The 25,759-nt window shown below is 61.1% G+C and carries 30 protein-coding genes and 1 pseudogene; 21 read left to right on the top strand and 10 right to left on the bottom strand.

Annotated elements, in window-relative coordinates:
• Window positions 1-6: 6 nt before the first annotated feature.
• The 4 genes from MEFOE_RS05935 to MEFOE_RS05920 are packed head-to-tail and all read left to right on the top strand — an operon-like array spanning window position 7 to window position 3,284.
• Window positions 7-1,143 carry an aspartate aminotransferase family protein gene (locus MEFOE_RS05935; protein WP_067049666.1) on the top strand — a complete coding sequence of 379 codons (1,137 nt, stop codon included), beginning with the start codon at window positions 7-9 and terminating at the stop codon, window positions 1,141-1,143.
• Window positions 1,127-2,185: a histidinol-phosphate transaminase gene (gene hisC, locus MEFOE_RS05930; protein WP_067049663.1), complete on the top strand. Its 1,059-nt coding sequence runs from the start codon at window positions 1,127-1,129 to the stop codon at window positions 2,183-2,185. The genes MEFOE_RS05935 and hisC overlap by 17 nt, the downstream gene beginning before the upstream one ends.
• Window positions 2,182-2,694, top strand: coding sequence for an adenylate kinase family protein (locus MEFOE_RS05925; RefSeq protein WP_067049657.1), 513 nt, complete (start codon window positions 2,182-2,184; stop codon window positions 2,692-2,694). Before hisC ends, MEFOE_RS05925 begins: the two co-directional genes overlap by 4 nt.
• Entirely contained in the window at window positions 2,691-3,284 is a 594-nt protein-coding gene (locus tag MEFOE_RS05920) for a CDP-alcohol phosphatidyltransferase family protein (protein WP_067049654.1), read from the top strand. The genes MEFOE_RS05925 and MEFOE_RS05920 overlap by 4 nt, the downstream gene beginning before the upstream one ends.
• A 1,066-nt stretch (window positions 3,285-4,350) precedes the next feature.
• On the opposite strand, the gene fen is transcribed toward MEFOE_RS05920, so the two are convergent.
• Window positions 4,351-5,352 carry a flap endonuclease-1 gene (fen, locus tag MEFOE_RS05910; protein WP_067049647.1) on the bottom strand — a complete coding sequence of 334 codons (1,002 nt, stop codon included), beginning with the start codon at window positions 5,350-5,352 and terminating at the stop codon, window positions 4,351-4,353.
• Window positions 5,353-5,373: 21 nt separating this feature from the next.
• Window positions 5,374-5,688 carry a hypothetical protein gene (locus tag MEFOE_RS05905; RefSeq protein ID WP_067049644.1) on the bottom strand — a complete coding sequence of 105 codons (315 nt, stop codon included), beginning with the start codon at window positions 5,686-5,688 and terminating at the stop codon, window positions 5,374-5,376.
• Between the two features lie 56 nt (window positions 5,689-5,744).
• Here MEFOE_RS05905 and MEFOE_RS05900 point away from each other — a divergent pair, with 56 nt between their 5' ends.
• Window positions 5,745-6,653, top strand: a complete 909-nt coding sequence (locus MEFOE_RS05900) for a presenilin family intramembrane aspartyl protease PSH (RefSeq protein ID WP_067049641.1) — start codon at window positions 5,745-5,747, stop codon at window positions 6,651-6,653.
• Between the two features lie 81 nt (window positions 6,654-6,734).
• Here MEFOE_RS05900 and MEFOE_RS13330 read toward each other — a convergent pair.
• Window positions 6,735-7,529, bottom strand: a pseudogene (locus MEFOE_RS13330) (NOG1 family protein); the annotation flags it as partial.
• Between the two features lie 91 nt (window positions 7,530-7,620).
• Between MEFOE_RS13330 and MEFOE_RS05895 the strand changes: the two are divergent.
• The 3 genes from MEFOE_RS05895 (at window position 7,621) to MEFOE_RS05885 (ending at window position 9,174) form a co-directional block, all read left to right on the top strand.
• Window positions 7,621-8,499 carry a CBS domain-containing protein gene (locus tag MEFOE_RS05895; protein ID WP_067049638.1) on the top strand — a complete coding sequence of 293 codons (879 nt, stop codon included), beginning with the start codon at window positions 7,621-7,623 and terminating at the stop codon, window positions 8,497-8,499.
• A gap of 132 nt (window positions 8,500-8,631) precedes the next feature.
• Window positions 8,632-8,841 (top strand): histone family protein, encoded by a 210-nt coding sequence (locus tag MEFOE_RS05890; protein WP_067049635.1) that lies wholly within the window; start codon window positions 8,632-8,634, stop codon window positions 8,839-8,841.
• Between the two features lie 81 nt (window positions 8,842-8,922).
• Window positions 8,923-9,174, top strand: coding sequence for a PRC-barrel domain-containing protein (locus MEFOE_RS05885; protein ID WP_067049632.1), 252 nt, complete (start codon window positions 8,923-8,925; stop codon window positions 9,172-9,174).
• On the opposite strand, the gene MEFOE_RS05880 is transcribed toward MEFOE_RS05885, so the two are convergent.
• The 6 genes from MEFOE_RS05880 to MEFOE_RS05855 form a co-directional block, all read right to left on the bottom strand.
• On the bottom strand, window positions 9,175-9,867 hold the full coding sequence (locus tag MEFOE_RS05880) for a phosphoglycolate phosphatase (RefSeq protein ID WP_067049629.1): 693 nt from the start codon (window positions 9,865-9,867) through the stop codon (window positions 9,175-9,177).
• A 13-nt stretch (window positions 9,868-9,880) separates the two neighbouring features.
• Window positions 9,881-10,861, bottom strand: a complete 981-nt coding sequence (gene radA / locus MEFOE_RS05875) for a DNA repair and recombination protein RadA (RefSeq protein ID WP_067049625.1) — start codon at window positions 10,859-10,861, stop codon at window positions 9,881-9,883.
• Between the two features lie 158 nt (window positions 10,862-11,019).
• Window positions 11,020-12,309 carry an OB-fold nucleic acid binding domain-containing protein gene (locus MEFOE_RS05870; RefSeq protein WP_067049622.1) on the bottom strand — a complete coding sequence of 430 codons (1,290 nt, stop codon included), beginning with the start codon at window positions 12,307-12,309 and terminating at the stop codon, window positions 11,020-11,022.
• Window positions 12,310-12,319: 10 nt separating this feature from the next.
• Window positions 12,320-13,612, bottom strand: coding sequence for a diaminopimelate decarboxylase (gene lysA / locus MEFOE_RS05865; protein ID WP_067049618.1), 1,293 nt, complete (start codon window positions 13,610-13,612; stop codon window positions 12,320-12,322).
• Window positions 13,609-14,757, bottom strand: a complete 1,149-nt coding sequence (locus tag MEFOE_RS05860; protein WP_067049616.1) for an LL-diaminopimelate aminotransferase — start codon at window positions 14,755-14,757, stop codon at window positions 13,609-13,611. The genes lysA and MEFOE_RS05860 overlap by 4 nt, the downstream gene beginning before the upstream one ends.
• Before the next feature lie 107 nt (window positions 14,758-14,864).
• Complete coding sequence (locus tag MEFOE_RS05855; RefSeq protein WP_201785179.1) at window positions 14,865-15,242, bottom strand: transcriptional regulator; 378 nt, start codon at window positions 15,240-15,242, stop codon at window positions 14,865-14,867.
• 121 nt (window positions 15,243-15,363) lie between these two features.
• Between MEFOE_RS05855 and fdhD the strand changes: the two genes are divergently transcribed.
• The 4 genes from fdhD to MEFOE_RS05835 are packed head-to-tail and all read left to right on the top strand — an operon-like array spanning window position 15,364 to window position 17,132.
• Window positions 15,364-16,107 carry a formate dehydrogenase accessory sulfurtransferase FdhD gene (gene fdhD, locus MEFOE_RS05850; RefSeq protein WP_067049613.1) on the top strand — a complete coding sequence of 248 codons (744 nt, stop codon included), beginning with the start codon at window positions 15,364-15,366 and terminating at the stop codon, window positions 16,105-16,107.
• Between the two features lie 10 nt (window positions 16,108-16,117).
• Window positions 16,118-16,597 (top strand): DUF1890 domain-containing protein, encoded by a 480-nt coding sequence (locus tag MEFOE_RS05845; RefSeq protein ID WP_067053044.1) that lies wholly within the window; start codon window positions 16,118-16,120, stop codon window positions 16,595-16,597.
• Window positions 16,585-16,857, top strand: coding sequence for a DUF1894 domain-containing protein (locus MEFOE_RS05840; protein WP_067049610.1), 273 nt, complete (start codon window positions 16,585-16,587; stop codon window positions 16,855-16,857). Before MEFOE_RS05845 ends, MEFOE_RS05840 begins: the two co-directional genes overlap by 13 nt.
• Window positions 16,854-17,132 carry a ubiquitin-like small modifier protein 1 gene (locus MEFOE_RS05835; protein ID WP_067049607.1) on the top strand — a complete coding sequence of 93 codons (279 nt, stop codon included), beginning with the start codon at window positions 16,854-16,856 and terminating at the stop codon, window positions 17,130-17,132. The genes MEFOE_RS05840 and MEFOE_RS05835 overlap by 4 nt, the downstream gene beginning before the upstream one ends.
• 564 nt (window positions 17,133-17,696) lie before the next feature.
• On the opposite strand, the gene MEFOE_RS13690 is transcribed toward MEFOE_RS05835, so the two are convergent.
• On the bottom strand, window positions 17,697-17,876 hold the full coding sequence (locus tag MEFOE_RS13690; protein WP_153015884.1) for a hypothetical protein: 180 nt from the start codon (window positions 17,874-17,876) through the stop codon (window positions 17,697-17,699).
• Between MEFOE_RS13690 and MEFOE_RS05825 the strand changes: the two genes are divergently transcribed.
• From MEFOE_RS05825 to MEFOE_RS05785, 9 genes are all read left to right on the top strand, one after another.
• Window positions 17,875-18,699 carry a sulfite exporter TauE/SafE family protein gene (locus MEFOE_RS05825; RefSeq protein WP_067049601.1) on the top strand — a complete coding sequence of 275 codons (825 nt, stop codon included), beginning with the start codon at window positions 17,875-17,877 and terminating at the stop codon, window positions 18,697-18,699. The two genes, MEFOE_RS13690 and MEFOE_RS05825, sit on opposite strands and share 2 nt — an antisense overlap.
• Before the next feature lie 35 nt (window positions 18,700-18,734).
• Entirely contained in the window at window positions 18,735-19,217 is a 483-nt protein-coding gene (locus MEFOE_RS05820; protein WP_067049599.1) for a TspO/MBR family protein, read from the top strand.
• 49 nt (window positions 19,218-19,266) lie between these two features.
• Window positions 19,267-20,502: an SLC13 family permease gene (locus MEFOE_RS05815; RefSeq protein WP_067049596.1), complete on the top strand. Its 1,236-nt coding sequence runs from the start codon at window positions 19,267-19,269 to the stop codon at window positions 20,500-20,502.
• A gap of 62 nt (window positions 20,503-20,564) precedes the next feature.
• On the top strand, window positions 20,565-20,729 hold the full coding sequence (rd, locus tag MEFOE_RS05810; RefSeq protein WP_067049593.1) for a rubredoxin: 165 nt from the start codon (window positions 20,565-20,567) through the stop codon (window positions 20,727-20,729).
• A 90-nt stretch (window positions 20,730-20,819) separates the two neighbouring features.
• Window positions 20,820-20,981, top strand: coding sequence for a rubredoxin (locus tag MEFOE_RS05805; protein ID WP_067049590.1), 162 nt, complete (start codon window positions 20,820-20,822; stop codon window positions 20,979-20,981).
• A gap of 1 nt (window position 20,982) precedes the next feature.
• A complete protein-coding gene (locus tag MEFOE_RS05800) occupies window positions 20,983-22,170 on the top strand; it encodes an FprA family A-type flavoprotein (protein WP_067049587.1) in 1,188 nt (395 codons plus the stop codon).
• Between the two features lie 15 nt (window positions 22,171-22,185).
• The gene (locus MEFOE_RS05795; RefSeq protein ID WP_067049584.1) at window positions 22,186-22,566 is read left to right on the top strand and encodes a desulfoferrodoxin; all 381 of its coding nucleotides are present in this window, start codon (window positions 22,186-22,188) and stop codon (window positions 22,564-22,566) included.
• A gap of 646 nt (window positions 22,567-23,212) precedes the next feature.
• Window positions 23,213-24,187 (top strand): phosphoribulokinase, encoded by a 975-nt coding sequence (locus tag MEFOE_RS05790; protein WP_067049581.1) that lies wholly within the window; start codon window positions 23,213-23,215, stop codon window positions 24,185-24,187.
• A gap of 38 nt (window positions 24,188-24,225) precedes the next feature.
• Complete coding sequence (locus MEFOE_RS05785; protein ID WP_067049579.1) at window positions 24,226-25,686, top strand: TrkH family potassium uptake protein; 1,461 nt, start codon at window positions 24,226-24,228, stop codon at window positions 25,684-25,686.
• Window positions 25,687-25,759: the final 73 nt, after the last annotated feature.

Here is a 25,759-nt window from a genome sequence, read left to right as displayed (position 1 = left end):
AGAAACATGAAGTTATCACAGAATTATCGTGAACTGGACGCCCGCTACTACATGCCCGCCTTCTCGCGCGCGATCGAGATCGTGCGCGGAAAGGGGGCACATGTCTGGGATGCGGACGGGAAGGAGTATATCGACTGCGTGGCCGGGATCGCCGTCTGCAGCACTGGCCACTGCCACCCCGCGGTGGTGGAGGCGATCTGTTCGCAGGCGCAGGACCTGATCCACTGCTCGAACCTCTACTATGTGCCGCACCAGGCCGAACTCGCCGAGAAGGTCGTCGAGATCTCCGGTTTCAAAAACGGCAAGGCCTTCTTCTCGAACTCGGGGGCCGAGGCAAACGAGGGTGCGCTGAAACTCGCCCGCCTTGCAACCGGCAGGAAGAAGTTTGTCTCCTTTACCCACAGTTTCCACGGGCGGACGCTGGGGTCGCTTGCTGTCACCTTCAAGCCGAATATCCGCGAACCCTTCGAGCCCCTCGAACCGGCCTGCACCTTCGTCGAGTACGGCGATCTCGACGCCCTGGAGAAGGCGGTGGACGCCGACACCGCGGGCGTGATCGTCGAGGCGATCCAGGGCGAGGCCGGCGTCATCCCCGCACCCGACGGTTTCCTTGAGGGTATCAGGGATGTCTGCGACAGGAAGGGCGCCCTGATGATCGTCGACGAGGTCCAGACCGGAATGGGCAGGACCGGAAAGTGGTTCGCCTTCCAGCACACGAAGGCGGTGCCCGACATCGTCACGATCGCGAAGGGTATTGCGAGTGGTTTCCCCATGGGCGCTCTTGTCGCCCGCGAGGGCCTTGAGTTCAAGAAGAGCGAGCACGGCAGCACCTTCGCCGGTGGCCCTCTCGCCTGCGCCGCGGCCCGTGCGACGATCGGTGTCATCGAAGGACTTCTCCCGTCGATCCCGGAGAAGTCTGACCGCTTTGCCCGCGGCCTTGCCGCCCACAACCCCAGGGTGCACGGCCTCATGATCGGTTTCACCCTCGGCGAGCGCTGTCCTGCCGTGCAGGCGTACTGTGCCGAGCACAGCGTCCTGATCAACTGTGCGGCAGACGGGAACATCCGCCTGGTCCCGCCTCTGGTGATCTCGGACGAGGAGATCGATACGGCCGTCGGGGTCATCAATGCCGCGCTTCGTTAGACGGCAGTACGCCGCGGCCGGCGGGTACGTCTTCGCAAAGAGCGCGGAGGAGATCGCCCGCGAGAACGGGCTTGACCGCGTCGCCCGCCTGGCCAGCAACGAAAACCCGTTCCCGCCGTCTGATGCGGCGGTCGCCGCCGGCCTCGCCGCCCTGAAGGAGGGGAACCGATACCCTGCCGGCCACCCCGACGCCGTCTTCAGGGCGCTGAAGGCGGTCCACGGGGATCATGCGTTCATCATCGGCAACGGGATGGACGGCGTGATCGAGACTGTCATGCGGACGGTGGTCGACCCCGGCGACCGCGTCGTCGTCTCCACCCCGACCTTCTCCTTCTACGGTCTTGCGGCGGCGGCGCAGGGTGCGGAGGTCGTGAACGTCCCGCGGGAACCTGACTTCTCGGCCGATGCCGGACGTTTCATCGAGGCGTGTCGCGGCGCGAAACTCGCCTTCCTCTGCACGCCGAACAACCCGACCGGAAACGCCGTCCCCGTCGAGACGGTGCGGGAGATCCTTGACGGCATCGACTGCCTCCTCTTCCTGGACAACGCCTATATCGAGTTCTCCGATATCGACTACCGCCCCCTGATGAAGGAGTACGACAATCTCATCGAGGGGCGGACCATGTCGAAGGCCTATTCCCTGGCAGGTCTCCGCTTCGGGTACGCCTTTGTCCCCGACCGCCTCCTCCCCCACCTGGACAGTGCTTCCACGCCCTTTGCCGTGAACACCGTCGCCCTTGCGGCGGCTGGTGCGGCCCTCGCCGATCAGGCGCACATCCGCGAGGCGGTTGCGCATGTCAGGGGGTGGAGGGACCGGTTCATGGCCGAGATCCCCCTGCCTGTGACGCCGTCGGACGCGAACTTTATCCTCGTCGACGTCGCACCTCTCACCGGTGATGAGGCGATGGAGCGCCTCGCCGCCCGCGGTGTGATTGTTCGGTCGTGCCGGAGTTTCCCGGGCCTTGAGGACCACTATATCAGGGTCAGCATCGGGGCTGACTGGGAGAACGAACTGTTTCTACGCGGGATTGCAGGACTATGATGATCGGCATTACCGGTACGCCGGGCACGGGGAAGAGCACCATCGCCGGGATCCTGGAGAGCCGCGGCCATATGGTCGTCCGCGCCGGCGAGACGGTGGGGCCGTTTGTCCTTGGCGACGACCCTGCGCGCGATACGAAGATCGTGGACGAGGAGGCATGGGCGGCGGCGTTCACACCGGTAGACGGTTTTGTCGAGGGCCACCTCGCCCACCTCCTCCCCTGCGACCGTGTCGTCGTCCTCAGGTGCAGGCCCGACGTTCTTGAGACGCGCCTCGTGGCCCGCGGCTATGCCGGGGCGAAGGTGCGGGAGAACGCGGAGGCCGAGGCTCTCGACGTGATCCTTGTCGAGACTCTGGAGACCTTTGAGCGGGACCGGGTGCTTGAGATCGACACGACGACTGTCCCCCCCAACGAGGCCGCCGATCTCATCACGGGCTTTGCCGCCGGGACTGTGCCTCCCTCGTCGGGTTCGTTCGACTGGTCGGCGTACCTGCTGGAGGGGCTATGACCCTCGACCGCTTCCGCCCCTATGTCGCCGGCCTCCTCACGCCGGCGGTCGCCGCGGCCAGGGCCCTCCGCCTGACGCCGAACTTCTTCTCTGTCGGCGCTCTCCTCGCCGCCTTTGCGGCCGGCCTCGCCTTCTATGAAGGGATGCTCGCCGTCGCCATCGTCCTCGTGGCGGTCAACGCCGTCTTTGACGCGCTGGACGGTGCCCTCGCCCGGGAACTCAAGATCGCAAGTCTGCGCGGCGACTTCATCGACCATGTCTCCGACCGCTACGCAGACATCGTCATCATCACCGGCATCTTTGCCGGGGGTGCGGCCTCGTGGGAGATCGGGGTCTTTGCCCTCACGGGCGTCCTGATGTCCTCGTACATGGGCACGCAGGCACAGGCCCTCGGTGTCGGCCGCTACTACGGCGGTGTCCTCGGTCGTGCCGACAGGCTTGTCCTCCTCATGATCGCCGGCGTCCTCGACCTCGTCCTCGGGACGATGGTCTATGGACTGCCGTACCTCGGCTGGCTCCTAGTCTTCTTCGGGGTCTTCGGCCACTACACCGCTATCCAGAGGATTGCGTATATCTGGAAGCGGATCTGAAACTTTTTTTTGGGGTGAGGAGGATCGGCGGCGGCCGACCCTTCCACCTTCGCACCTGATTTGCACCAGGGTGGTGGAAATGATCCGGCCGCAGAAGGGGAGCGTTTCTGAGGTTTATGTGCGTACAGAGTATAGAGAGAGAAGTGTGTACAGATACCCCCGATCCCCCCTCATTGCGATAGGGGGCGGATGGCAGTCCACTCCTTGATCTCCTTTTCTCTCTTCCCGGTTCAATCCTGAATCGGGGGTCCGGGGGCAACGAGAAGACGAAATCTTCGAGCAGTCCCCCGGTAGAGCGTTCGGGGAAGGCAGAGGGATCCGTGCGGATCTTCGTGCAATCAACAAAATAAAGGCTTTGTAGAATCGCGCAGGAGTCCGGGAAGGGGACGCAAGCATACCCCATGAAATGTTTTTCATGGAGCATATCCCAAAACTCTCGTTCATTCCCCCCATCTCTGCATGCAGGGATCGGGAGAGAATATCATGTTCGGGTCGATATCTTCCTGAATTCCCTGAAGAATCGTGCGAAACCACCGCCTTCCCCGACCTCTCTGCCGGGGGACTGACGCCCCCGAACCCCCGAAAATAGGATAGGACGGGGGAAGGATAATCCCTGCATATCGAAGAAGACTGCCATCCGCCCCTATCCTCATGGCGGGGGGACCGGGGGGTGAGAGCCCCCCGGACGAGACACTCCAGAATAGGATTTCTACAGAGCCAAAAAATCCCATTTTTCCGGCTTTGTAGAAATCCTCCTCCATCGGTTGATAGTGCGTGCTGATCCTCTGCCTTCCCGTTCGCCGGGGGACTTTTGCCCCCGGACCCCCGCGCGAGGATTGGTCCCGGGAAGAAAGGGTCGGAGTCCTGGAGGAGGAGGCCATCCCGCCCCTATCGTAATGGCAGGGGGTATGGGAGGGCGACCGACGGGAGTCGAGAAAAACGTAGTTTTTCGAGCGGCAGCCCCCCTGGACCGGGCACTTCTGAACAGAATTTTTCCCCTATCACGTCAGGAAGTACTTTCCCGAGAGGGTTTCTACGGAGCCAAAATAAAAATATTCCGACCCCTTCAGAACCACGCGTCGAGCGTCTTCTGTCCCGCCGTCTTCCCGAGGCGGTCGAGGGCCGCCTCGACCCGGTCCTCTGAGAAGGAATACTCGCCACAGAGCATAGCCGTGATCCCCTCCCTGTCCGGACTCTTCCAGGCGAGGTGATAGTCGTCGGTGGTGGGAGGGTCGAGGAAGAACGAGCGCACCGGCTCGGGGTCGAAGTCCGGGGCCTTCTCCCGGATCGTCTCCGCGAAACCGCCCTTCTTCACGATCTTCAGGGCCGTCTTCGCCCCCACCCCCCTGATGCCGGGGTTGAAGTCGGTCCCCACCAGGATCCCGACCTCCACCAGTCCCTCGCGCGTGAGGCCGAGACCGTCGAGCACCGCCGCAAGGGAGACCGACTCCGGGCGCACCGTCACCTGCCGCCCCCGCATCTTCCTCTTCCCCGAGATCGTCAGGTTCCGCAGGAGACGCGGCGCCCCGAAGAGGAGCGAGTCGTAGTCCTGCGAGGCCGCCGTCGAGACGTCGCCCTTTTGCGCCATGTATGCCGCCTGGGCCTCGCCCTCGCTCGGCGCCTGGACCCAGGGGATGCCCATGAACTCAAGGAGACGCCGACCGGACGCGATCATCGCGTCATCGATCCGTGTCGAGGCGCGCGCCTGCTTGTAGGCTTCCACGGTGTCGCCGCATGCAATGGCCTCCTGCCACCTGACGCCTGCCGCCTCACGCACCTCTCGGCGCTTCTCGACCGTCGTACTCTTCAGTTCGGGAGGTGCGCCGTCAAAGACATAGACCGGGCGTATCCCCTTCTCCAGGAAGTTGATATTCCGGAAAAACAGGCCCGAGAGGTGGGAGGTGACCCGTCCTTCCGCGTCCATCAGGGGGGTTCCGTCAGGCTGCCTGATGATGGTCAGGAACTGGTACAGCGCATTGAAGGCATCGATGCCGACCGCGCCCCGCACGTCGTCAAGCTCCATCTCCTGACAGAACTCGCCAAGTATATCACGTAATGCAACGCCCATGTATAATCTCGCAAAAAGGGTTTACCTGTACATCCTGCGGGTGATATCACTCACCATATCGTCGATGTGCCTCACGGTAGTGTCATATTTCTGTGCCATTGTGGTGGAGAGCTCTTCCAGGTTCACCCGCATCGTCCGCTCGCGCGCAATGATGCTTGCCTCGAGTTGCTGGATCTTGTACCCGAGCGAGAGAAAGAGGCCGCCAAGGGAGAGCATCATCAGAGTCGTCGCCACAGCCATGGTCAGGTCCTGCCAGACCCGCCAGACTAAGGTGAGGGTGGACAGGACAAGGACGATGGTGAGGACAATGTCAACGAGGGCTTCTCGGATCTCCATGCTTTTAGATGATAAGGAACTATTAATTAATCTAACGATATCAGAAGAGGTCAGAAATGGATATTCGGAATAACATGCCCCTGATGGTGATGCCGGTGATGCTGATCGTGGTCGAGGTGCTCGGCATCCTCCTTGCCCTGCCGATGCAGGCGGCCGGCGTTGCGGCCTTTGAAGACCCGACATCGGTTGCAAACCCCTTTATATTTCTCGGCCTCCTCCTGGCCTTCACCCTCCTCATGCTCGGTCTGATCAGGATCGGCGGGAAGAAAGTGATCCTCGGACTGGTTGCGCTCTCCATATTCCTGACTTTCTACTACATCTTCTGGACTCTGTCGGCCATCGCTCTCGGCGTCTCCTCTGCCGCGTTCATCCTGCCCCTCGCAGCCGCCGGTGCAGCCACGGCCGTCCTCTTCCTGTACCCCGAGTGGTACGTCATCGACACCCTCGGCATCCTCATCGCCGGAGGCGTCGCCTCCATCTTCGGGATCTCCCTTGCCGTCCTGCCGGTGGTCCTCCTTCTCTCTCTCCTTGCCGTCTATGACGCCCTCTCGGTGTACCGGACAAAGCACATGATCGCCCTTGCCGAGGGTATCATCGACCTCAAGACGCCCATCCTCTTCGTCATACCAAAGAAGAGGGATTTTTCATTCAGAAAAGAAGGGATGAACCTTCAGCAGGAGAAGGAAGAACGCGGGGCATTTATCATGGGCATGGGCGACCTGATCATGCCGTCCATCCTCGTCGTCTCGGCCCAGGTCTTCGTCCCGACACCGGCCCTCTGGTTCATCTCGGTCCCGGCGCTCGGAGCAATGGCCGGGTCAGTCGTCGGTATGGCCGTCCTCCTCAAGTTCGTCCTCTCCGGCCGTCCACAGGCCGGACTCCCGCCCCTCAACGGCGGTGCCATCCTCGGCTTCCTCCTCGGCTGCGCCCTGAGCGGGAGCTGGGGCTGGCTCCTGATAGCGTGAGAGGATCTCGGCGAGCACCGTGTCCACGCCCTCTCTGGTGGCGGTGGACATGGAGAGCATGCCCTCCTCTCCCGCACGGATATCGGCCTTGTTGGCGACGACGAGAATCGGCACCTCGGCCATCACCCTGATCGCCTCAAGGAGATGGTTCTGATCCTCTATCGGGTAGCCGCAGTACTCGCTCGGGTCAAGGATGAAGACGATCAGGTGTGCGGAATTCACGATCGCGGCGATCGCCTGCTCTTCGACGGCATTCCTCTCTTCCTCGGGCCTGTTGAGAAGGCCGGGGGTGTCGAGGAACTGGATCCTGTGGCACCCATCATAATGGTGGCCCAGTACCACACCCTTCGTGGTGAAGGGGTACGACGCGATCTCCGGTTCGGCCGACGAGACCAGCCTGATAAAGGAGGACTTGCCCACATTCGGGTAGCCCGCGATCACCACGGTGAACTCGTTGTCCTTGACGTCAGGGAGTTTGCGCAGGACATTTCGCGCCACATTCAGGAAGAGCAGGTCTTTGTTGATCTGGTGGACGATCGAGGCGATCCTCGCCACCGCCCGCTTCCGCACTGCTGCGGTATCCTCGGCCCTCCTGATCCGCCTTCCGCCGTGTTCAAAGCCCATCCTCTTCGTGTGCATCGCTGCCCACCCCACATTCCCGAGGGCCATCTTCAGCCTTTCAATACCGAAGAGCGCCTCGACGGTATCGCGGTAAAAGGGCGGCTGGTCCTCGAAGACCGGAAACGACTGGATGACATGGACCAGTTTGTCATGGACGGCGCTTGAAACTGCCCTGACAAAATCTTCATTCGCACGGTCTTTGTTCGTCTTTGTCCGCATCTTTGCGGCGGCTCGCCGGAAACTCCGGTCAAGCACTTCGTCCGCCGTCGGTACGGTCGGTATTCTCTCAAAATCCACGACACCCACAACCAAAAATATTGATGCTCAGTGAGACCAAACTCTGTGTATGGATTTATCGCTCATACAGAAAGAGATACTCATCACCCTCATCACCCTGTACCACCGACATTCCCGCGCGATCAAGGGGGAGGAGATCGCCGACGTGCTCAAGCGCAACCCCGGGACGGTCAGGAACCAGATGCAGTCTCTCAAGGCTCTCAGCCTCGTCGACGGCGTCCCCGGCCCGAAGGGAGGGTACAACCCCTCGGTACAGGCCTACCGCGAACTTAATCTCACGAACTATGACCAGGAGTCGCATGTCCCGATCGCCAGGAACGGCACCGAAGTCGAGGGAGCCAATGTGGCGGAGATCGACTTCACCACCCTCTGCCACCCCGACATCTGCCACGCGCTGATCCGGATCCTCGGGAGCGTGAAGGTCTTCGATATCGGGGACCAGATCACCATCGGCCCGACCCCGGTGAACAAACTCCTTGTTAGGGGGGAAATATTCGGAAAAGACGAGGTAAAAAGTTCACTCCTCATTTCCATCATCGAGATGATCTCCCTCCCGAAAAAATCGGTCAGACACTATATGAGCGCCCCGCTCCTCGCCCTCTCCTCCGACGACACCCTCAAATCCGCGGCGTCCTTTTTTGCACAGCACCGCATCCATGGGGCGCCGGTGATGGACGGTGAGAGGCTCGCCGGGATCGTCACCCTGACCGACCTTGCCGACGGACTGGACCAGGGACTTGACCTTGCCACACCGGTCACCGCGGTGATGACCTCGGATGTCGTCGAAGCCGATGCCGACACCCATCTCTACGAGGTGATCCGGCGCTTTAAAGAACGTGAAATAGGGCGTCTCATTGTTGTAGAGGGTGGAAAGCCCATCGGGATCATCACCCAGTCGGACATCATAGGTGTCTTCCCCGCACTGTAAGGGAGGCAATAATTGGCGGTACACTGATCTGGCAACCCACAACTATAAATATGGGTATTCACATCAAGGGGTGTGTTATTTCAACCCACTCTTCCCTCTGGGGGACGGGGTTGAGGAGCGAGGTGAAAACAGATGAGCGAACTGCCAATTGCACCAGTCGGAAGGATCATCAAGAATGCCGGTGCTGAGCGTGTCAGTGCCGACGGGAGCGAGGCTCTGGCCGCTCTGATGGAAGACTACGGCACGGTTCTCGCGCGGGAAGCGATCAAACTCACCCGTCATGCGGGAAGAAAGACCGTCAAGTCCGTGGACATCAAGATGGCCTCCGAGATTCTCAAGTGAACACCCGGCGGAAAACGGCGGGATACTAAATTCTCCTTCTTTTCAAACAATTTATATATCCCCGAAACCCACCCAGAAACTATGAGTACGATCTTTTCACGGGGCCTTGCACGCAAAAAAGTGATGAGCAATGACGGAATGATCATCGGCCAGATCAAGAACCTCATGGTCGATCTTGATACCGGCGAGGTGATCGACCTGATCGTCAAACCTGATGCCTCCTTTGACACGGCAGGATACAGGATGGACGGCGAACACATGCTTATCGCCTTCGAGGCGGTCAAGGACGCACGCGACTACATCGTGGTCGACCGGTACCTCTCGAAAAAATAATTACCCGAATAATTTCTGATATTTCCGGATAATTTCAACAAACCCCTCACCATATCTCTTTTCAGAGACATAATCGGCTGTTGCCTTCGTTCCTGGCGTGGCGTTGTCCACGGTGGCCCCGATGCCGGCATGGCCGATCATCTCCCTATCGTTCTCAGAGTCACCGATAGCAAGGAAATCGGCGGGGGAGAGGCCCATCAGGAGGGAGAGATCGGAAAGGGCCGTTCCCTTCGAGATGCCCTGGTACTGGAGGTGAATGGCAAAGCCGGTGTCGATCGCCCTGACCGGCATGTCGGCGATCACCCCGGCCACCTCGGCGGGTTCGACGGTCCGGGCAAATGCGATGTCGGCAAAGCGGTTGTCAGGGGAGTACAGGGTGAGAGTCTGTCCCTCCGCGGCAAAATGTTCCTCGATCCGGTGGTACGCGTCCCAGCAGACCGACTGGCGGCCTGCCACATGGACCTGGCCGTCGAAGCAGAGGCGGTACACCCCGCCGTTCTCGCCGATGATCGTCCCGTCGGTCCCGATCATCTTGCACAGTATGTCCAGGGAGCAGATGGTATTCCCGCTTGCGATGACCACGGGGATGCCGGTATCGACAAGGTCCCGGATTGTCTCGATGGCGGCGGTGGAGATCCGCCGCCGTGCATCGGTCAGGGTCCCGTCGAGGTCGGTGACGACCGCCTTCAGCACTGGCCGACCACCTTCAGGGCTTGAGGCCCGACGTCTCGACGACGAACGCCGCCTCGCCTTCAGGCAGGTTCGGGCTGTCGACGAGTTTTGCGATCCGCCGGCCGCCCTTGCTCTTCCTGAGGTAGAGCCTGAACTTCGCAGCATGTCCGACGATGTTGCCGCCTATCGGTTTCGTGGGGTCGCCGAAGAAGACGCCGGGGTTCGACTGGACCTGGTTGGTGACGAGTGCGACGGCATTGTACTCCTCGGCGATTTTTGCAAGGTCGTACATGTGCCGGTTCAGCTTCTGCTGCCGCACCGACAGGGTACCCCTGCCGGCATATTCTGCCCTGAAGTGGGCGGTCAGCGAGTCGATGATGATCAGCCGTACGGGATAGTCACTGTCCTTCATCTCGTTTGCAAGGTCGCGGGCGCTGTCGACGAGGAGCATCTGGTGGTCGGAGGTGTAGCCCTTTGCAACATGGATCCGTTCCAGGAACTCCATGAGCGGGGGTGTATCGTAGCCCGGGATCTCGAGCCCTGCCACCATCTGCTCGATACGTTCGGGGCGGAAGGTGTTCTCGGTGTCGATGTAGACGCAGGACCCGTGCAGCCCGCCGAACTCCTCGGGGAGCTGGGCGTTGACCGCCATCTGGTGGGCGATCTGACTCTTGCCCGACCCGAACTCACCGTAAAATTCCGAGATGGACTTTGTCTCCAGCCCGCCGTCGAGGAGGGCGTCGAATTCGGGGACAAGGGTCTGAAGTTTTTTCACTTCTTTCCTGTCTTCGAGGACGGCGACGCCGGTCTTGAACCCGCCGATATCGGCGAGTTCGCGGGCTGCCTTAATAATCTTCTTTGCGCTTGACTCTCCGATCTCTGCCGCCTCGGCGAGGTCGGCCGGCGAAGCTGTGGCAATGCCCTCAACAGTTGCATAGCCTGCCTCCCGAAGCTTGTCCGCCGTTGTCGGCCCGACGCCGGGGAGGTCTTCAAGGTCCATGGATACGTTTGGCATGTTTTCCCTCACTCCTTCAGATATTTTGGCCGCACACCAGCAGAAAAGGTGCGGAAGGCCCGGAAACACCCGGTTGATCGTGGTCTCCGGGCATACATATCACTTTCGCACCTGACATATACTTCCCTCTCCGTGTGCGGGGTGAAAGTGAAATGTTCTCAGCATGTCTCGTCGAAGAGTGCCGCAAGGCGCCTTTCAAGGGCCTGCCTGTCTACCTCTGCCGGTTCGACGGCCTGCGGGATGATCCGCGGCCCCCGCCGCGTCCCGGTCACCGTCACTTCCTGGCCGGGGAGGATGTCGCCAGGGAGGAGGTAGGCCTCGGTGCCGTTGTCGAGGGTCATGCCGAGGGCCGAGGGGACGGTCGTCCCCTGAAAGACAATCTCTTCCTCGTCCTCTTCACCGGCCCCGAGGAGCATGCTCCCCCTCCCGACAGAGACCTCTGTCCCGCCGCTTCGCCCCTCCTTCGCCCTCGCATGGTAGACACGGAGGTCGTCGCCGGGCGCAAGGCCGAGGAGGGCGCGGTCACCCCAGAGGACGAGGCGCACCGTCCCCGAATCGTCGGAGAGGTCGAGATTCTGCACATAGGACCGCTCTCCGGTGCGAGTCTGGAAGCTCCGCGGCGGTTGCACCGCCGCCACCCGCCCTTCCAGGGAGACACATTCCCCGGCCTTCACCTCTGCGGCCGGGGTGGTCCGGACCTCGACCTCCTCAGGGGAGGGGGTGACGCTGCCCCGGTCGTCGAGGGAGAACTCCGGCCCCCCGGCCTTCACGGCCCCCCGCGCCCCTCTGATGCACACCACGTCCCCTGCCGCAGAGGCCGCGAGCACCGCCGGATCCCAGCAGACGAGGCGCGCCGTCCCGCTTCCGTCGCCGATGACAGCCGTGACCATCGCCCCCCCTGTCCCGTCTCCCCGCGTGAACTCTCGCAGGTCTCCGATGCCGAGGATGCGTACCACAAGGTCGCCGGTGCCGACCGGGGAAGCGCAGGTACGTTCGGTCTCCATCGGGCAGTCGATGAGCACCGTGGACTTCCGCAGGGCGAGGGCCGTGACGCTCCCCCCCCGCGGTGCAAGCCTCCCGATCACCTCGAGTACCTCGCCGGGCTCGATCTCCCCGGCCGCCCCGGCTTTCTCGTCCCAGAGAGTCACCTCGATCCGTCCGGACGCGTCGCCGAGGAGGAGGTTGGCGCGCACTCCGGTCTCCCCGTCCTTCCCGGCGAACTCCTCGGGTTCGCCGGCAGAGAGCACCTTCCCGAAGAAGGAAACGATCGAGGGGCCGGGGGCGATGCCGGCGATCCGCTGGTGGTGGCGGCCGCAGTCGGTGACGACGAGGAGCGAAGCGGCGTTCTCGTCGAGGAGACCGCCCGCCGCCTTCATCCGTTCACCGACCCGCTTTTCAAATTCCTCGCGGCTGATCAGGTCGTCGACGAGTGCGTAGTGAAAGTTCACGGTTGTCCGTTCACTCCTTCCAGGCCGGAGTCTCCATGGCGGCGGTGACGTCGTCGAGGGTCTCGGCGCGGCGCATCAGGGCGTGCTTCCCGTTGCTCACCGCCACCTCCGCACAGCGCGGCCGGCTGTTGTACTGCGAGGACATCGCATAGCCGTAGGCGCCCGCGTCGAGGACTGCGATAACGTCGCCGGCCTTCGGGGTCGGGAGGGCGCGGTCATGGGCCAGGATGTCGCCGGTCTCGCAGATCGGGCCCGCCACCGTATAGGTGCCGTCGGCCGGGAGATCGGCGCGGTCCGCGACGAGTACCTCGTGATAGGAGTCGTACATCGCCGGCCGAATGAGCAGGTTGAAACCGGCGTCCACATTCACGAAAGTCTTGTGGGCCTTCTTCACCGAGTTCACGCGGGTGAGGAGGACCGAGGAGTCGCCGACGAGCCAGCGGCCGGGCTCCACCCAGAGGGCCGGGTCGATCCCGCACTCCCTGATACCCTTCAGGAAGACCGGCATCACGGCGGCCGCATAGTCCGCGGGCGTCGGCGCCGGGTCGGTGTCATGGTGATACGGGATGCCGAGGCCGCCGCCGATGTCGAGGAACTCCAGGTGGACGCCGAGGTCGGTGACCTCCTTCGCGACCCGCACCATCACCTCGGCCGAACGGGCGAAGGGTTCGACCTCCAGGATCTGGGAGCCGATGTGGCAGTGGATACCGACAGGTTCGATATGCTCGCAGGCCAGGGCCTCCCTGTATGCGCCGATGATCTCCTGCGCCGGGATGCCGAACTTGCTCGTCGCAAGCCCGGTAGCGATCTTCGGGTGGGTCGGGACTTCGAGGGCCGGGTTCACCCTGAAGGCGATCTCCGCGGTCTTTCCCGCCTCCCCGGCAACGGCGTCGAGCTGGTGGAGTTCGTCCAGAGAGTCGACCGAGACCCGCACTCCTTTTTCGACGGCGAGGGCGAGGTCTGCACGGCTCTTGGAACTCCCGTTGAAGAGAAGACGTTCGGGTTTCATCCCGGCACGAATGGCCAGTTCGAGTTCGCCCGGCGAAAAGACGTCTGCACCGGCCCCTTCGGCGGCGAGGGCCCGGATCACCGCAAGGTTGCCGTTCGCCTTCGCCGCGAAGAGCACCTGCACGTCAGGGTAGTGGGCGGCGAGGGCCGCGTGGAAACGCCTGAAGTTGCCGGTGACCCGGTCGAGGTCAGTGACGTACAGGGGCGTGCCGTATTCCTCTGCAAGGGAGACGCAGTCAACGCCGCCGAGATGGAGGCGGCTGTCCCTGACTGTCAGGTGTGACGGGAGTTTCATGGTGCAATCCTCCTGATGCGTTCGAGCGCCTCCTCGATCCGTTCGACCGAACGGGTGATGGCGAAACGCACGTACCCGTCCCCGCTCTCGCCGAACCCGACGCCCGGTGTCACGACGATGCCGGCCTCGTTGAGGAACTGCGCCGCCGTCTTCATGCAGTCTTCGACCGGCATCCAGACATAGAAGGTCGCCTTCGGCGCACGGACGTCGAAGCCGAGGTCGTTGAGGCCCTTTACGAGGACGTCCCGGCGCTCCTGGTACACGGCGCAGGCGTCCGCGACGCACTGCTGGGAACCGGTGAGCGCGGCGACTCCCGCTTCCTGCACGGCGTCGAAGACGCCTGAGTCCACGTTCGACTTCACCCGGCCGAGCCCCGCCAGGATCTCCGGGTTGCCGACGGCCATGCCGATCCGCCACCCCGTCATGTTGTAGGTCTTGGAGAGAGAGTGCATCTCCACGCCGACTTCCTTTGCCCCGTCGATTTCCAGGAAGGAGGGAGCTTTGTAGCCGTCGAAGGTGATCTCCGAGTAGGCGTTGTCGTGGACGACGACGAGGTCGTTGTCGCGGGCGAAGTCCACGACCTCCTCGAAGAACGCCTTCGGGGCGATCGCCGCGGTCGGATTGTTTGGGTAGTTGAAGAAGAAGAGTTTCGCCTTCTTCAGGACATCCCTCGGGATGTCGTCGAGGACAGGGAGGAAGTTATTCTCCGCGGTGAGGGGCATGAGGTGCGTCTTCCCCTCGGCAAAGAGCGTCGAGGTCTTGTAGACCGGATAACCGGGGTCGGGGACGAGGACGTAGTCGCCGGGATTGACGAAGGCTTCCGGGATATGGGCGATGCCGTCCTTCGAGCCCATCAGGGCGAGGACTTCCCTGTCCGCATCGAGGGAGACGGAAAAACGTTTCCCGTACCACTCTGCAACCGCCTTGCGGTAGGCGGCCATTCCCTCGTAGGCAGGGTAGTGGTGGTTTTTCGGTTCCTTCACCGCCCTGACTATCGCCTCGACGATATGGGCCGGCGTCGGGAGGTCAGGGTCGCCGACACCGAGGTCGATGATGTCGACTCCCTCTTTCCTCTTCCGGGCCTTCATTGCATCGATACGAGCGAAAAGGTATGGCGGCAGGTTTTCCAGTCTCTGCGAGTACATCGCTCTACTATTGCAGGGCTAGAATAATTAATTTCGTGCCCGGCCATAGAAGCCGGGAAAAACTGTCGAAATGACGCCCTCACTCTGTCCGGGGGCGCAGGGAATATTCAGGGCGCGTGTGTCGGGTCCCGGGAGGAGGAGATATTGCAGACGAGGTCGCGAGGGCAGGGGGCGCCGTCGTCATCAGCAATATTTCCCTGGGCGCGGACCTGCATGCAGATGTCGCACATCCGCAGGCTCATATGCCCGACATTTTCGCAGACGAGGTCCTCGGCAAGTTGCCTTATGGACGATACCGCATTGTCGCCCAGTTCTATCGAGCAGCCGCGTTTTTTGGAGGCGTACTGGGAGACGGAAGCCGGGGTAATGTCGAGCATGGTCGAGACCTTCCTCTGCGACAGCCCTTTTTCCATCAGTTCCTGCACGAGGCATGCACGGATGCATGGGAGGATAAGCCAGACGCCAGTCTCGCAGGGGAGTTTCATGAGATCACAATCCATAAATTGAGAGAGTTCGGATTAACAATTGTTAATGGGTATATCATATAAGAGTTGGGAACATGCCAGTACACCTACAGGCAGGGCGTGACCGGGAAGGGAAAATGTGATGGATCTGCAAACCTATACAGGAATTCAGGTACGAAGAGGGGAACCGAGGGAGATCGACGACGAGGTCTGCGTCGAGCATCGCTACCTCCTCGTGATGAACGGCGCCCCGGTCACCAGAATAGTGGCGTCCGACGATGCCCTCAGGGAGTACGGGGCGGGTTTTGCGATCACCGAGGGTCTTGCCACCGAGGTCGTCTCTGTCGAGGTTACCGGGGACGAGATCAGGATCGAAGCGGTCCCTGCCCCGTCCTGTGAGCAGGTGGTCGAGTCGTCGGGCGGGACGGCGTATCTCCGTGAGATCCCGCGGGTCGTATCGGACCTGCGGATCGGCATCGACGATGTCTACCGGATGACCGCCGCCATCGAGTCGGACGAATGGCAGAGGACGGGGGGTCTCCACTGCTCCGTCCTCTTCTGCGATGGGGAACTCTGCGCGAAGGCCTGCGATGTCGGCCGTCACAACACGGTGGACAAGGTGATCGGGCACGCCGTTCTCGCGGGTCTCGACCGGTCGCGCTGCGTCCTTGGCTGCACCGGCCGTCAGCCTGCCGGGATGGTGGCAAAGGCGGCCCGTGCCGGGATACCGATCGTCATCTCGCGTGCCGCGTCCACCTCCGAGGGGATTGCGACCGCACGAGAGGCCGGGCTCACCCTTGTCTGCTTCTCGCGGGGGGAACGTTTCACCGTCTACACCCACCCGGAGCGTATCGAGGGTGTCGGCCGGATGGACCGGGACGAATGAGGAGACCGGAATGACAGGGATAGACAGGGGATCTGAAGGACAGAAAGAGGGACTGATCATGCTCGGGTGCCCGGAAGCCGCGGCACAGGTGAGCGTGGCCCTCCACATTGCACACGGCCTCCGAAAGATGGGCCTTGTACCGGTCGTCGCCGGCAACCCTTCGGCGCGGTCGCTCGTGGCGATGGCCGATCCCGACCGGCATTATGTCGGAGAGATGGTTGACCTCGACGCCTGCATTGAAGCGCTTGTGGCACATGAAAAGGACTATGCCGTCTCTTTCGTGCTCATACACAGGGAGAGCGGCGTTAGTTATGCGGGGACGGTCGGCAGCGTCTCTGCCGGGCGCCTTGTGGCGGTCGTCTTCGGGAAGGAGGCAGGGGAACTTGCCGGACTCATCGACTTCCCGTGCGAGCGGGTGGTGGCGAAGGCCGTCCATAATGTTCTGCCACTCTCAAAGGACATTGACAGGGTGATGGGATGGGATGCGTAGAGGCGCTTAACTATGAAATTCTCCTCAGGAACTGTTCCTTCAAGGAGTACAGGGAATTTATCAAGAAGAACTACCGGGAGTACCATGAGGTGATGCCCGGGTACCGCATCTTTGACCTCGCTCTTATCGGCGTCCCCCCGATCCCGATCGGTGTGGACGGCGATTATGTGATCTTCCCGTATACGAAACCGTGCCACGGCACCTTCGTGCTGAGGGTCGAAGGGAAAGAGGAGATACAGAAACTGAGGGCGAAAAAATGAAAGTCATTGTGAGATCGTTTGCGACATTTAGAAAGATCCTGGAGAACGAGAGGGAGGTCGAGTGTCCGGAGGGTGCGACGGTCGGGGATATCGTCGAGATGCTCATTGCAGAGAGGCCGGCCCTCAGGGACGAGATCTTCGCCGCACCCGGCGTCCTCCAGGACCATGTCAACATTCTGAGGAACGGGAGGAACATCCACTTCGAAGAGGGCCTGCAGACAGTCGTCGCGGACCGCAACGTGATCTCGCTCTTCCCGCCTGTCGGCGGCGGATAAAAAAGAAAAATAGAAGTCAGGTGCGCTGGGCAGAGACAGAAGGGTTGTGGTCCACGCCCCCCCAGTATGAACCACATCCCTGTTCCGCCAGCAGGATCCGGAGTGATCGAAAAGAATCCATCCTGCTGATATCCTGCACGCCCTCACAGGGCGGGACAGTGATGAACTCCGGCAACCAGCATGTGTGGCCATCTGCCAGTCTGCAGAGGTGCGACCCCCTGCATACCGGTCTTTTGAACCTTATGGCAGACCTAGCAAGCCTGTACTTCCCTTTGTACCTGTTTGTGCCCCGTCATAGACGAAGAAACGTGTCCCCCCACGTCCACGAGTCTTACCCGCTCAGGGGCATTCCGCTAATATCCCGCTGTGATGATAAATGTTTCGCATGGCCGGGCCCATTACCTTTACCCGCACGAAAAAATTGACGAAAAATATTCAGTTTCATCAACAGAGGTTTAAAAATATATTGATACATCAACAGGCACCTGAAAAGCATCTTTCTCGTACTATCCCGGCACTCTCTGTCGCCAACTTCCTCCATCTCCCCTCTGCGGTTGCGGCGCATCAGGGAGTTTCCGGGCTGTTCTCCGGGGAATTTCCGGGAAATAAGGGATATATGAAATATAGCGTCATGACAATTCCAGGATCCTTTTTCCCCATGCCGGACAATGCCTTTTTTACGCGAAGGGATCGGTCCGTGCCGAACACTATGTACAGGGAGATGCAACAGGTGTAGGAGAGCATGATCGACCTCCTATCCCTTCTTGTGCTTGTGCTGATCGGCATCTGTGCCGGCCTTCTCTCCGGCATGCTCGGCGTGGGCGGCGGCTTCATTATGGTCCCGGTGCAGTTCTGGCTCTATTCCACATCCGGCTATTCGGACGAGGTCGCTCTCAGGCTCGCCTTTGCAACAAGCCTCGCCGTCATCCTCCCCACCGCCCTGAGCAGCGCCGTCGGCCACCAGAGGAAAGGCGCCGTCGTCTGGCGGGCCGGGACGCTCCTCGGTGTTGCGGCCGTGCCGGCAGCAGTCTTCGGCGCATGGCTTGCCACACTCCTCCCTGCCGCGCCCCTCGAAACTTTTTTCGGCCTTGTCGTTCTCGCCGCAGGAGCACGCACCTTCCTCGCCCCCGCAGAGAGTAATGGGGTGCCAGAGGTCCCGGCAACGCGGTACCTCCTCTGGGGCGTCCCGGTCGGCCTGGTCTCCGGCCTTGCAGGCATCGGCGGCGGCGTCATCCTGGTACCTATCCTGACCGTGGCCCTCCGCTTCCCGATGCACCGCGCCGTCGCCACCTCAACGGTCGTGATGCTCGCCGCCGCCAGCGGCGGTCTTGCCACGTACATGGTCCTCGGGCAGGGAGTTGTTGGCCTCCCGCCCCTTGCTGTCGGCTACGTGGACTTCTTCCAGGCCGCTGTGCTGGCCGCTGCGAGCATCCCGGCGGCGCAGGCGGGTGCCCTCATCTCTCACCGCATGCCGGCGCGGCTCCTGAAGGGAATTTTTGTCGTGCTCACCACCTATATCGGTCTGCGGATGATCGGGGTCTTCTCCATCCTCGGTCTCCCCCTCTGATGAACACTCATATAGGAGGATGACAATCCTCCCTCATGGCCACTCTCTCCGATCCTGTCCGCCTCGTCGTTTCTGTCGTCCTGACCCTCCTTGCCGGTTTCGTCGGTTCGATCTTTACGGCGCCACAGATCCCCGGATGGTATTCCGGGCTTGCAAAGTCCCCGTTGAACCCGCCTGCATGGGTCTTCGGCCCCGTCTGGACTGTCCTTTTCATCCTGATGGGTATCTCACTCTTTCTGATCTGGCGTGAGGGGACAGGACGACCTGAGGTGCGGGTTGCCCTCCTCGCCTTCGGCGTGCAACTTGCGCTCAACATTCTCTGGTCCGTCCTCTTCTTCGGCCTGCAGTCGCCTCTTCTCGGGTTTTGTGAGATCCTCCTCCTCTGGGGTGCGATCCTCGCCACCATCGTCCTCGCCGCCCGCGTCTCGAAACCGGCCGCATGGCTCCTCCTGCCGTACCTCCTCTGGGTGAGTTTTGCCACCTACCTCACGTGGGCGGTCTGGACCCTCAACCCGTGATCCTGCCGGAAGGGAAATATAGAGAGAAAAAACACTCTTTTTCACGCACATCGCCCTCGTCATCGTCGGTGCCGTCTTCCTCCTCATCGCCTTCAGGCAGACACTCGGCGTAAAAATTTCCATCTGGCAGATCATGCTCGGCGGAGCGGTTGCCATGCTCCTTTCAGGCTCGGTCGACCCGGTGTCGGCATTCCTGGCGATCGATCCCGACGTCATGATCTTCCTCTTCTGCATGTTCCTCGTCGGCGTCGCCCTGGAAGAGAGTGGCTACCTCGTCACCCTGAGCACGACCCTCCTCTGCCGTGCAAAAACGGTAGGGGGCCTCATCGTCCTCCTCGTCATCTTTGCCGGCATCGGTTCCGCCCTCCTGATGAACGACACCCTCGCCGTCATCGGGACACCCCTCGTCCTCGGGTACGCGGTGCGCTACGGGATCAGGTCGCAGGCCCTCCTCCTTGCCCTTGCCTTCGCCGTGACCACGGGGAGCGTCGCAAGTCCGATCGGGAACCCGCAGAACCTTCTCGTCGCCACGAAGGGCGGTTTTGCCGACCCGCTTGCGGCGTTCCTCACCGTCCTTGCGCCTCCGACCGTCCTCGCCCTCCTTCTCGTCTGCGCCGTCCTCTTCGCCGTCTTCAGGGAGGAGTGGGGAAAAATGCTCGACGCCCCGGCACCGCCCGCGTGTATCGGAGACACCGCCCTCACGACCCTTGCCCGGACCTCCCTTATCGTCGTCGTCGCCCTGATCATCGCAAAAATCGTCATCTTTGCGGTCGCACCCGGGACCGACATCCCTCTCATTGCCATCGCCGTCGCCGCCGCTGTTCCCCTCCTGGTCCTCTCTCCCCGCAGGACTGAACTCGTGAAGAAAGTCGACTGGGCGACGCTCGTCTTCTTCGCCGCCCTCTTCGTCGTCATGGCCGGCGTGCGGGAAAGCGGCGCCCTCACCGACCTGATGGCAGGTACCGGCGAGGCCGCACCATCCATCCCGACGATCATGGTCGGGGGCATTATCCTCAGCCAGTTCATATCCAATGTCCCTTTCGTCGCTCTCGCCCTCCCCATCCTCACCAATGCCGGGACAGGAGAGGCCGGGGTGCTCGCCCTCGCGGCCGGGAGCACCATCGCCGGGAATCTGACCATTGCCGGGGCTGCGAGCAACGTCATCATCGTACAGGGCGCCGAAAGGCGAGGGGTCACCCTGGATTTCTTCGGTTTCATGAAGATCGGCATGCCTCTCACCCTCCTCCAGGCGGCGGTCTACACCGGGTGGCTGCTCCTGATCTGAAGTGTCACGCATCATTCGGTAAAAATATATGAGAAAAGGCGCCAGTTCTTCACTGGTGACCTATGGATCGGTATCAGTGCATGGTCTGCGGGTATATCTATGACCCGGAAAAGGGAGACCCCGACAGTGGGATTGCTCCCGGAACATTCTTTGACAACCTCCCCGAAGACTGGGTTTGCCCGGTCTGCGGTGCACAGAAGAGCAACTTTGTTCGGATGGACGAGTGAGAGGGGCTTGATCCCTTCGGGGATGCTCCAAACGTTATTTTTGCCATAAGGCGAAGACTTATAGAGGAAAAGGCCGAGTGAGGAGAGACTATGGAAAAATATCAGTGTATGATCTGCGGTCATGTCTATGACCCGGCAAAGGGAGAACCGAAACAGAAGATCGAAGCGGGCATTGCATTTGCAGACCTTGCCGACGACTGGATCTGCCCGGTCTGCGGGGCTGCGAAGACAAAATTCAAACCGGTGGCATGACATGGCCGTACGGGAGATTGTGCCTGATGTCTACTCGGTGGGTGTCGTCGACTGGGACCTGCGGCTCTTCGACGCCCTGATCGGCACCCCCGAGGGGACGAGTTACAATGCCTTCGTGGTCAGGGGGACGGAGAAGACCGCACTCATCGACACCGTCGACCCGAAGTTCGATGAAGAACTCCTGAAGAACCTGATGAAGCTCGGCATGTCGTCCCTGGACTACATCGTCATCAACCATGCCGAACAGGACCACTCGGGCACCCTGCCTCTCCTCCTGGAGATGTTCCCCGGAGCGACGGTCATCGCTGACGAGAAGTGCTGCGACCTCCTCGACCGCCTCCTGCAGATCCCGCCCGAGAGGATCCAGATGGTGAAGGACGGCGACACCCTTGACCTCGGCGGAAAGACGCTCGAGTTCCTTGTCACGCCGTGGGTCCACTGGCCCGAGACGATGCTCACCTTTGAGAAGGAGGACGGTATCCTCTTTTCCTGCGACCTCTTCGGCTCCCACCTCGCCACAAGCGAACTCTTCGTGAGGGATTTCACGACGGTCTACCACGCGGCGAAACGCTACTACGCCGAGATCATGATGCCCTTCAGGACGAGCGTGAAGGCGGCGATGCAGAAGACAGCCGAGAGAGATGTGGCGATCATCGCTCCGAGCCACGGCCCGCTGTACCGCGACCCCTCGCTCATCCTCGGTGCCTATGAGGACTGGACCTCGGACGCCGTGAAGAACCTCGTTCTGATCCCGTACGTTTCGATGCACGGGAGCACGGCGAAGATGGTCTCGTTCTTTACCGACGCCCTCATCGAGCGGGGGGTTGAGGTGCGGCCGTACGACCTGACGCGAGCAGACCTCGGCGAGGTGGCGATGACATCCGTCGACGCGGCGACGATCGTCATTGCAGCGCCGACCGTCCTCTTCGGCCCTCACCCGGCGGCAGTCCATGCGGCCTATCTCCTCGGCGCCCTGAAGCCGAAGACGAAGTTCGTCTCGGTCATCGGCTCCTTTGGCTGGGGCGGCAGGGCCGTGCAGTACATCACCGATACCCTCGCTCCCCTCAAAGCTGAGATGATCGATCCCGTCTATGTCCGCGGTTATCCCGGACCGGAGGACCTTTCCGCGCTCACCGACCTCGCCGACACAATTGTTAAGAAGCATGAGGGCATAGTGACAGAACCGTAGAAGGGAGGATCACGGATGACCGAACTGCTGGACGTTTATAAATGTGAAAAGTGCGGGAATGTCGTGAAGATCGCACATGCCGGCGACGGGCAGCTGGTCTGCTGCGGAGCGCCGATGGTGAAGATGGAGGAGAAGACCTCCGACGTCGGGAAGGAGAAGCACGTCCCCGTCCTCGAGAAGACGGAGACGGGGATCAGAGTGAAGGTGGGCGGCGTCCCGCACCCAATGGAGGAGAAACACTATATCGAGTGGGTCGAGGTGCGGAAGGGGCGTAAACTCTATGTCCACAAGCTCAAGCCCGGCGACGCCCCCGAGGCCGTCTTCCACATCGACGACGTCAACGCAAAGACCCGGATCTACTGCAATATCCACGGCCTCTGGACGAACAGGAAATAATGTTGCAGAGCCGCTCAGGAAATGGTTTCTTGAGCGGTTCTCGATCTCTTTTTTTAGAGGGGAATCTGGGAGGGTTTTCATACTTCTCCGGGGATTTTTCCGCGTTTAATGGTGCAAGTACGGACACGCTGCCTTCATCCACCGACGAACGCGAGTGAGTTCGACAGGTCAACTCTGCAGGAACCTTCATACCCGGGATCGATTCATTTGCCTGGTCCTATGAGATGAAGTGTCAATCCACCATCTTGCCCTACAGTTTGCCGGGGGACCAGTAGGGAAGGTAGTGCATGTGTATCTCCTCCGGGGGGCTCTGCCCCCGGTCCCCCCACCATTAGGATAGAGGGCGGACTGGCTCCTCCTCTGGATATCGTGTTCACTCTTCCCCGGACCAATCCTGAGCGGGGGTCCGGGGGCAACGAGAAAGCCAGCTGTCGAGGACAGAATGAAGTGAGGTCAAGAAACCAAAGGTTTCGCTGTAGTCCCCCGGCAAACTGGAGGGGGGGGGAGGCAGAGGTTCTCTGTCCCTGTGAATCGCGGGGGAGACATCACTCAGGGCATGAGAATTTCAACAGAGTTTCACCCCTTTTTTTCCACACCCCGGACCTTTTCGCAACCTTTAACTCCCCGCCCCCGCATCTCCGGAACGATGGACACCCCCGTATTCAGGGAGAGGATCGCCGCTTCCTCTTCAGTCTTCGTCATCGGCGTCGCAGGCGACAGCGGGTCGGGGAAGACGACCTTCACCCGCGCGATCAGGGAGATCCTGGGCGACGACCTCGTCTCCACCATCACCCTCGACGACTACCACCGCTATGACCGGCAGGAACGGCGTAAACGGGGGATCACCCCCCTGATTCCCGAGGCGAACGATCTCGACCTGCTGGCAGACCATATCCGGGCCCTGAAACGGGGCGAGTGCATCATGAAACCGGTCTACAACCATGACAACGGGACTTTTGACCAACCTGTGTCCTTCCGGCCCTCGAAGGTGCTCATCCTCGAAGGCCTCCACACCTTCTTCACCCCCGACCTGCGCAGCCTTATCGACGTCTCCATCTTTGTGGACCCTGACCCGTGTGTCAAAAGACTCTGGAAACTGCGCCGTGATATGGAGGGGCGGGGATACGCGAGAGAGGAGGTCATTGCCGAAATGAAGGCGCGGGAGTCCGACTATGCGCGGTATATCGCCCCGCAACGCCGCTTTGCTGACGCCGTGGTGAAGATCGCCTATTCGGGCTACGGCGCGGAGGCAAGCGAGGTGAGGAATATCTACCGGGTCACAGTGCTCCAGAAAAAACTTGTTCGGCAGATGATGGAGATCGGGCTCTCCATCGATCTCGGGGAACTCCTCACGCTCTCTAACCGGCCCTTTCTCCTCGAGTACGGGATATCAAACGTCGACGGTCAGGAGATGAGCGCCCTCACCTTCGACGGCGAGATCAACCACTCGGCGATCCGGAGATTGGCGAGGAACCTCGGACGGCAGACAAAGGCCGAGGGCATCAGGGTCTACTGCGACAGGCAGTACGTCACCGCCGGCGAGGTTGCCGAACTCATCCTTGCCTGGCGGATCCTCAACCGCTGGTTCGTGCTGCAGGGGGATACACAACGCACAGAATAAGAAAAGGATAAGTCCTCCAGAGCAGAGATCTGTAATCAATGGACCGATTCGAGTATTTCTCCAGCGTCTCAGGGGATATGGGGAAGATCCTGAGGTTCATGGGCCTGATCGCCGCCATCCCCCTCATCGTCACCGTCGCTTACTCGGAATGGGAGATGTTTGTCCCGATGGGCCTCGTCCCTCTCCTCTTCATCATCGTCGGCAGCCTGCTTGCGCAGGTGCCGCGGCCGGCGCGGGAGCCGCGCCTCTCCGTTGCGCTGATGGCGGTTGCCCTGATCTGGCTCATTTCGGCATTGATCGGATCGGTCCCCTTCATTATCGGCCTGCACATGTCGGTGACAGACAGCATCTTCGAGGCAATGTCTGGCTGGACTGATACGGGCCTGACCCTCCTCTCCGATGTCGGCGCCGCCCCGAAAACCCTCCTCTTCTGGCGTTCATTCATGCAGTGGCTCGGCGGCATCGGGATCGTCGCCTTCACCGTCGCCCTCGCGAGCAGGTCCGGCCTTGTCCAGCGCGGGCTGTACCGCTCTGAAGCACGCTCCGAGGCCTTCATGCCGAGCGTCGTCGGCACCGGCATGGCCATGTGGCGGATCTATATCATCATCACCCTCCTCTCTTTCGGGCTCGTCCTCCTCTCAGGCGTGCCTGTCTGGGATGCAATGAACCTGACCATGACGGCGATCGCCACCGGCGGTTTCTCGGTTACGTCAGGGGGCATATCAGACTACAACAACGTCCTTCTCGAACTCTCTCTCGTGATCGTGATGCTCGCCGGAGCCATGCCCTTCAAACTCTATTACCTGATGTATCATCACAGGACCTTCAGCATCTTCGGGGACCGTCAGGCCTTCACTCTCCTGATCCTCGCCCTCAGCGGTTTTGTCGTCCTCACCCTCGACCTCTTCGTCCTCACCGGCACAGACCTGCTGACCGCGATGCGCCGGGGGATATTCATGGCGGCGGCCGGGATATCGAGTACAGGTTTCCAGACTGCTTCTCCCAGTCTATGGCCACCGGTAACGACCCTCTTTCTGATCATCCTGGTGCTGATCGGGGGTTCGTCGGGTTCGACCGCCGGCGGCCTCAAGATCTCCCGTGTCCTCCTCGGCCTGGAGAGTCTTCTCTGGTGGTTCAGGCGGATCTTCGTCTCCGGCAAGGCAATTATTCCCTTCAGGCACGAGGGACGGACGGTGCAGAAGAACATCGCCGAGGTGGAGGTCTCGAAGAACATGCTCATCATCATCATGTACTTCCTGACGATTTTTCTCTGCACTGTTGCCGTCCTCCACTTCGAGCCTCAGACCTCCTTCGAGTCTTCGAATGTCATCTTCGAGATCACCTCCGCCTTCTGCAACAACGGAATCTCCACCGGTTTTGTCAACCCCGATATGAATCTCCCCACGAAATGGGTTTTCATCTTCCTGATGTGGTTCGGGAGGCTGGAGATTGTGCCGGTGCTCGTCCTCTTCGTCGGCCTTGTCAAGGGGTTTGACTGAGTGTCAGGATCGGGGGTGGAGGGCAGTCTCCCCCCTCTGGATCTCCGTTCTCTCTTCCCGGGGCCAATCCTAT

Origin of the sequence: Methanofollis ethanolicus, from assembly GCF_001571385.1 — an archaeon.
In the GTDB taxonomy this organism is placed as follows: Archaea; Halobacteriota; Methanomicrobia; order Methanomicrobiales; family Methanofollaceae; genus Methanofollis; species Methanofollis ethanolicus.
The sequence above is the reverse complement of the archived record's forward strand: the minus strand, read 5'-3'. Positions and strand labels throughout refer to the sequence as shown.

Bases quoted from the DNA above. Each gene is read 5' to 3' on its own strand.
- MEFOE_RS05795 (WP_067049584.1), top strand. From the start codon at position 22,186: ATGACCGAACTGCTGGACGTTTATAAATGTGAAAAGTGCGGGAATGTC.
- MEFOE_RS05820 (WP_067049599.1), top strand. From the start codon at position 18,735: ATGGCCACTCTCTCCGATCCTGTCCGCCTCGTCGTTTCTGTCGTCCTG.
- MEFOE_RS05920 (WP_067049654.1), top strand. From the start codon at position 2,691: ATGACCCTCGACCGCTTCCGCCCCTATGTCGCCGGCCTCCTCACGCCG.
- MEFOE_RS05895 (WP_067049638.1), top strand. From the start codon at position 7,621: ATGGATTTATCGCTCATACAGAAAGAGATACTCATCACCCTCATCACC.
- MEFOE_RS05855 (WP_201785179.1), bottom strand. From the start codon at position 15,242: ATGAAACTCCCCTGCGAGACTGGCGTCTGGCTTATCCTCCCATGCATC.
- MEFOE_RS05805 (WP_067049590.1), top strand. From the start codon at position 20,820: ATGGAAAAATATCAGTGTATGATCTGCGGTCATGTCTATGACCCGGCA.
- MEFOE_RS05840 (WP_067049610.1), top strand. From the start codon at position 16,585: ATGGGATGCGTAGAGGCGCTTAACTATGAAATTCTCCTCAGGAACTGT.
- MEFOE_RS05825 (WP_067049601.1), top strand. From the start codon at position 17,875: ATGATCGACCTCCTATCCCTTCTTGTGCTTGTGCTGATCGGCATCTGT.
- lysA (WP_067049618.1), bottom strand. From the start codon at position 13,612: ATGAAACTCCCGTCACACCTGACAGTCAGGGACAGCCGCCTCCATCTC.
- fdhD (WP_067049613.1), top strand. From the start codon at position 15,364: ATGGATCTGCAAACCTATACAGGAATTCAGGTACGAAGAGGGGAACCG.
- MEFOE_RS05845 (WP_067053044.1), top strand. From the start codon at position 16,118: ATGACAGGGATAGACAGGGGATCTGAAGGACAGAAAGAGGGACTGATC.
- MEFOE_RS05900 (WP_067049641.1), top strand. From the start codon at position 5,745: ATGGATATTCGGAATAACATGCCCCTGATGGTGATGCCGGTGATGCTG.
- MEFOE_RS13690 (WP_153015884.1), bottom strand. From the start codon at position 17,876: ATGCTCTCCTACACCTGTTGCATCTCCCTGTACATAGTGTTCGGCACG.
- MEFOE_RS05890 (WP_067049635.1), top strand. From the start codon at position 8,632: ATGAGCGAACTGCCAATTGCACCAGTCGGAAGGATCATCAAGAATGCC.
- MEFOE_RS05800 (WP_067049587.1), top strand. From the start codon at position 20,983: ATGGCCGTACGGGAGATTGTGCCTGATGTCTACTCGGTGGGTGTCGTC.
- MEFOE_RS05905 (WP_067049644.1), bottom strand. From the start codon at position 5,688: ATGGAGATCCGAGAAGCCCTCGTTGACATTGTCCTCACCATCGTCCTT.
- MEFOE_RS05835 (WP_067049607.1), top strand. From the start codon at position 16,854: ATGAAAGTCATTGTGAGATCGTTTGCGACATTTAGAAAGATCCTGGAG.
- MEFOE_RS05935 (WP_067049666.1), top strand. From the start codon at position 7: ATGAAGTTATCACAGAATTATCGTGAACTGGACGCCCGCTACTACATG.
- fen (WP_067049647.1), bottom strand. From the start codon at position 5,352: ATGGGCGTTGCATTACGTGATATACTTGGCGAGTTCTGTCAGGAGATG.
- MEFOE_RS05785 (WP_067049579.1), top strand. From the start codon at position 24,226: ATGGACCGATTCGAGTATTTCTCCAGCGTCTCAGGGGATATGGGGAAG.
- hisC (WP_067049663.1), top strand. From the start codon at position 1,127: ATGCCGCGCTTCGTTAGACGGCAGTACGCCGCGGCCGGCGGGTACGTC.
- rd (WP_067049593.1), top strand. From the start codon at position 20,565: ATGGATCGGTATCAGTGCATGGTCTGCGGGTATATCTATGACCCGGAA.
- MEFOE_RS05860 (WP_067049616.1), bottom strand. From the start codon at position 14,757: ATGTACTCGCAGAGACTGGAAAACCTGCCGCCATACCTTTTCGCTCGT.
- MEFOE_RS05925 (WP_067049657.1), top strand. From the start codon at position 2,182: ATGATGATCGGCATTACCGGTACGCCGGGCACGGGGAAGAGCACCATC.
- MEFOE_RS05790 (WP_067049581.1), top strand. From the start codon at position 23,213: ATGGACACCCCCGTATTCAGGGAGAGGATCGCCGCTTCCTCTTCAGTC.
- radA (WP_067049625.1), bottom strand. From the start codon at position 10,861: ATGCCAAACGTATCCATGGACCTTGAAGACCTCCCCGGCGTCGGGCCG.
- MEFOE_RS05885 (WP_067049632.1), top strand. From the start codon at position 8,923: ATGAGTACGATCTTTTCACGGGGCCTTGCACGCAAAAAAGTGATGAGC.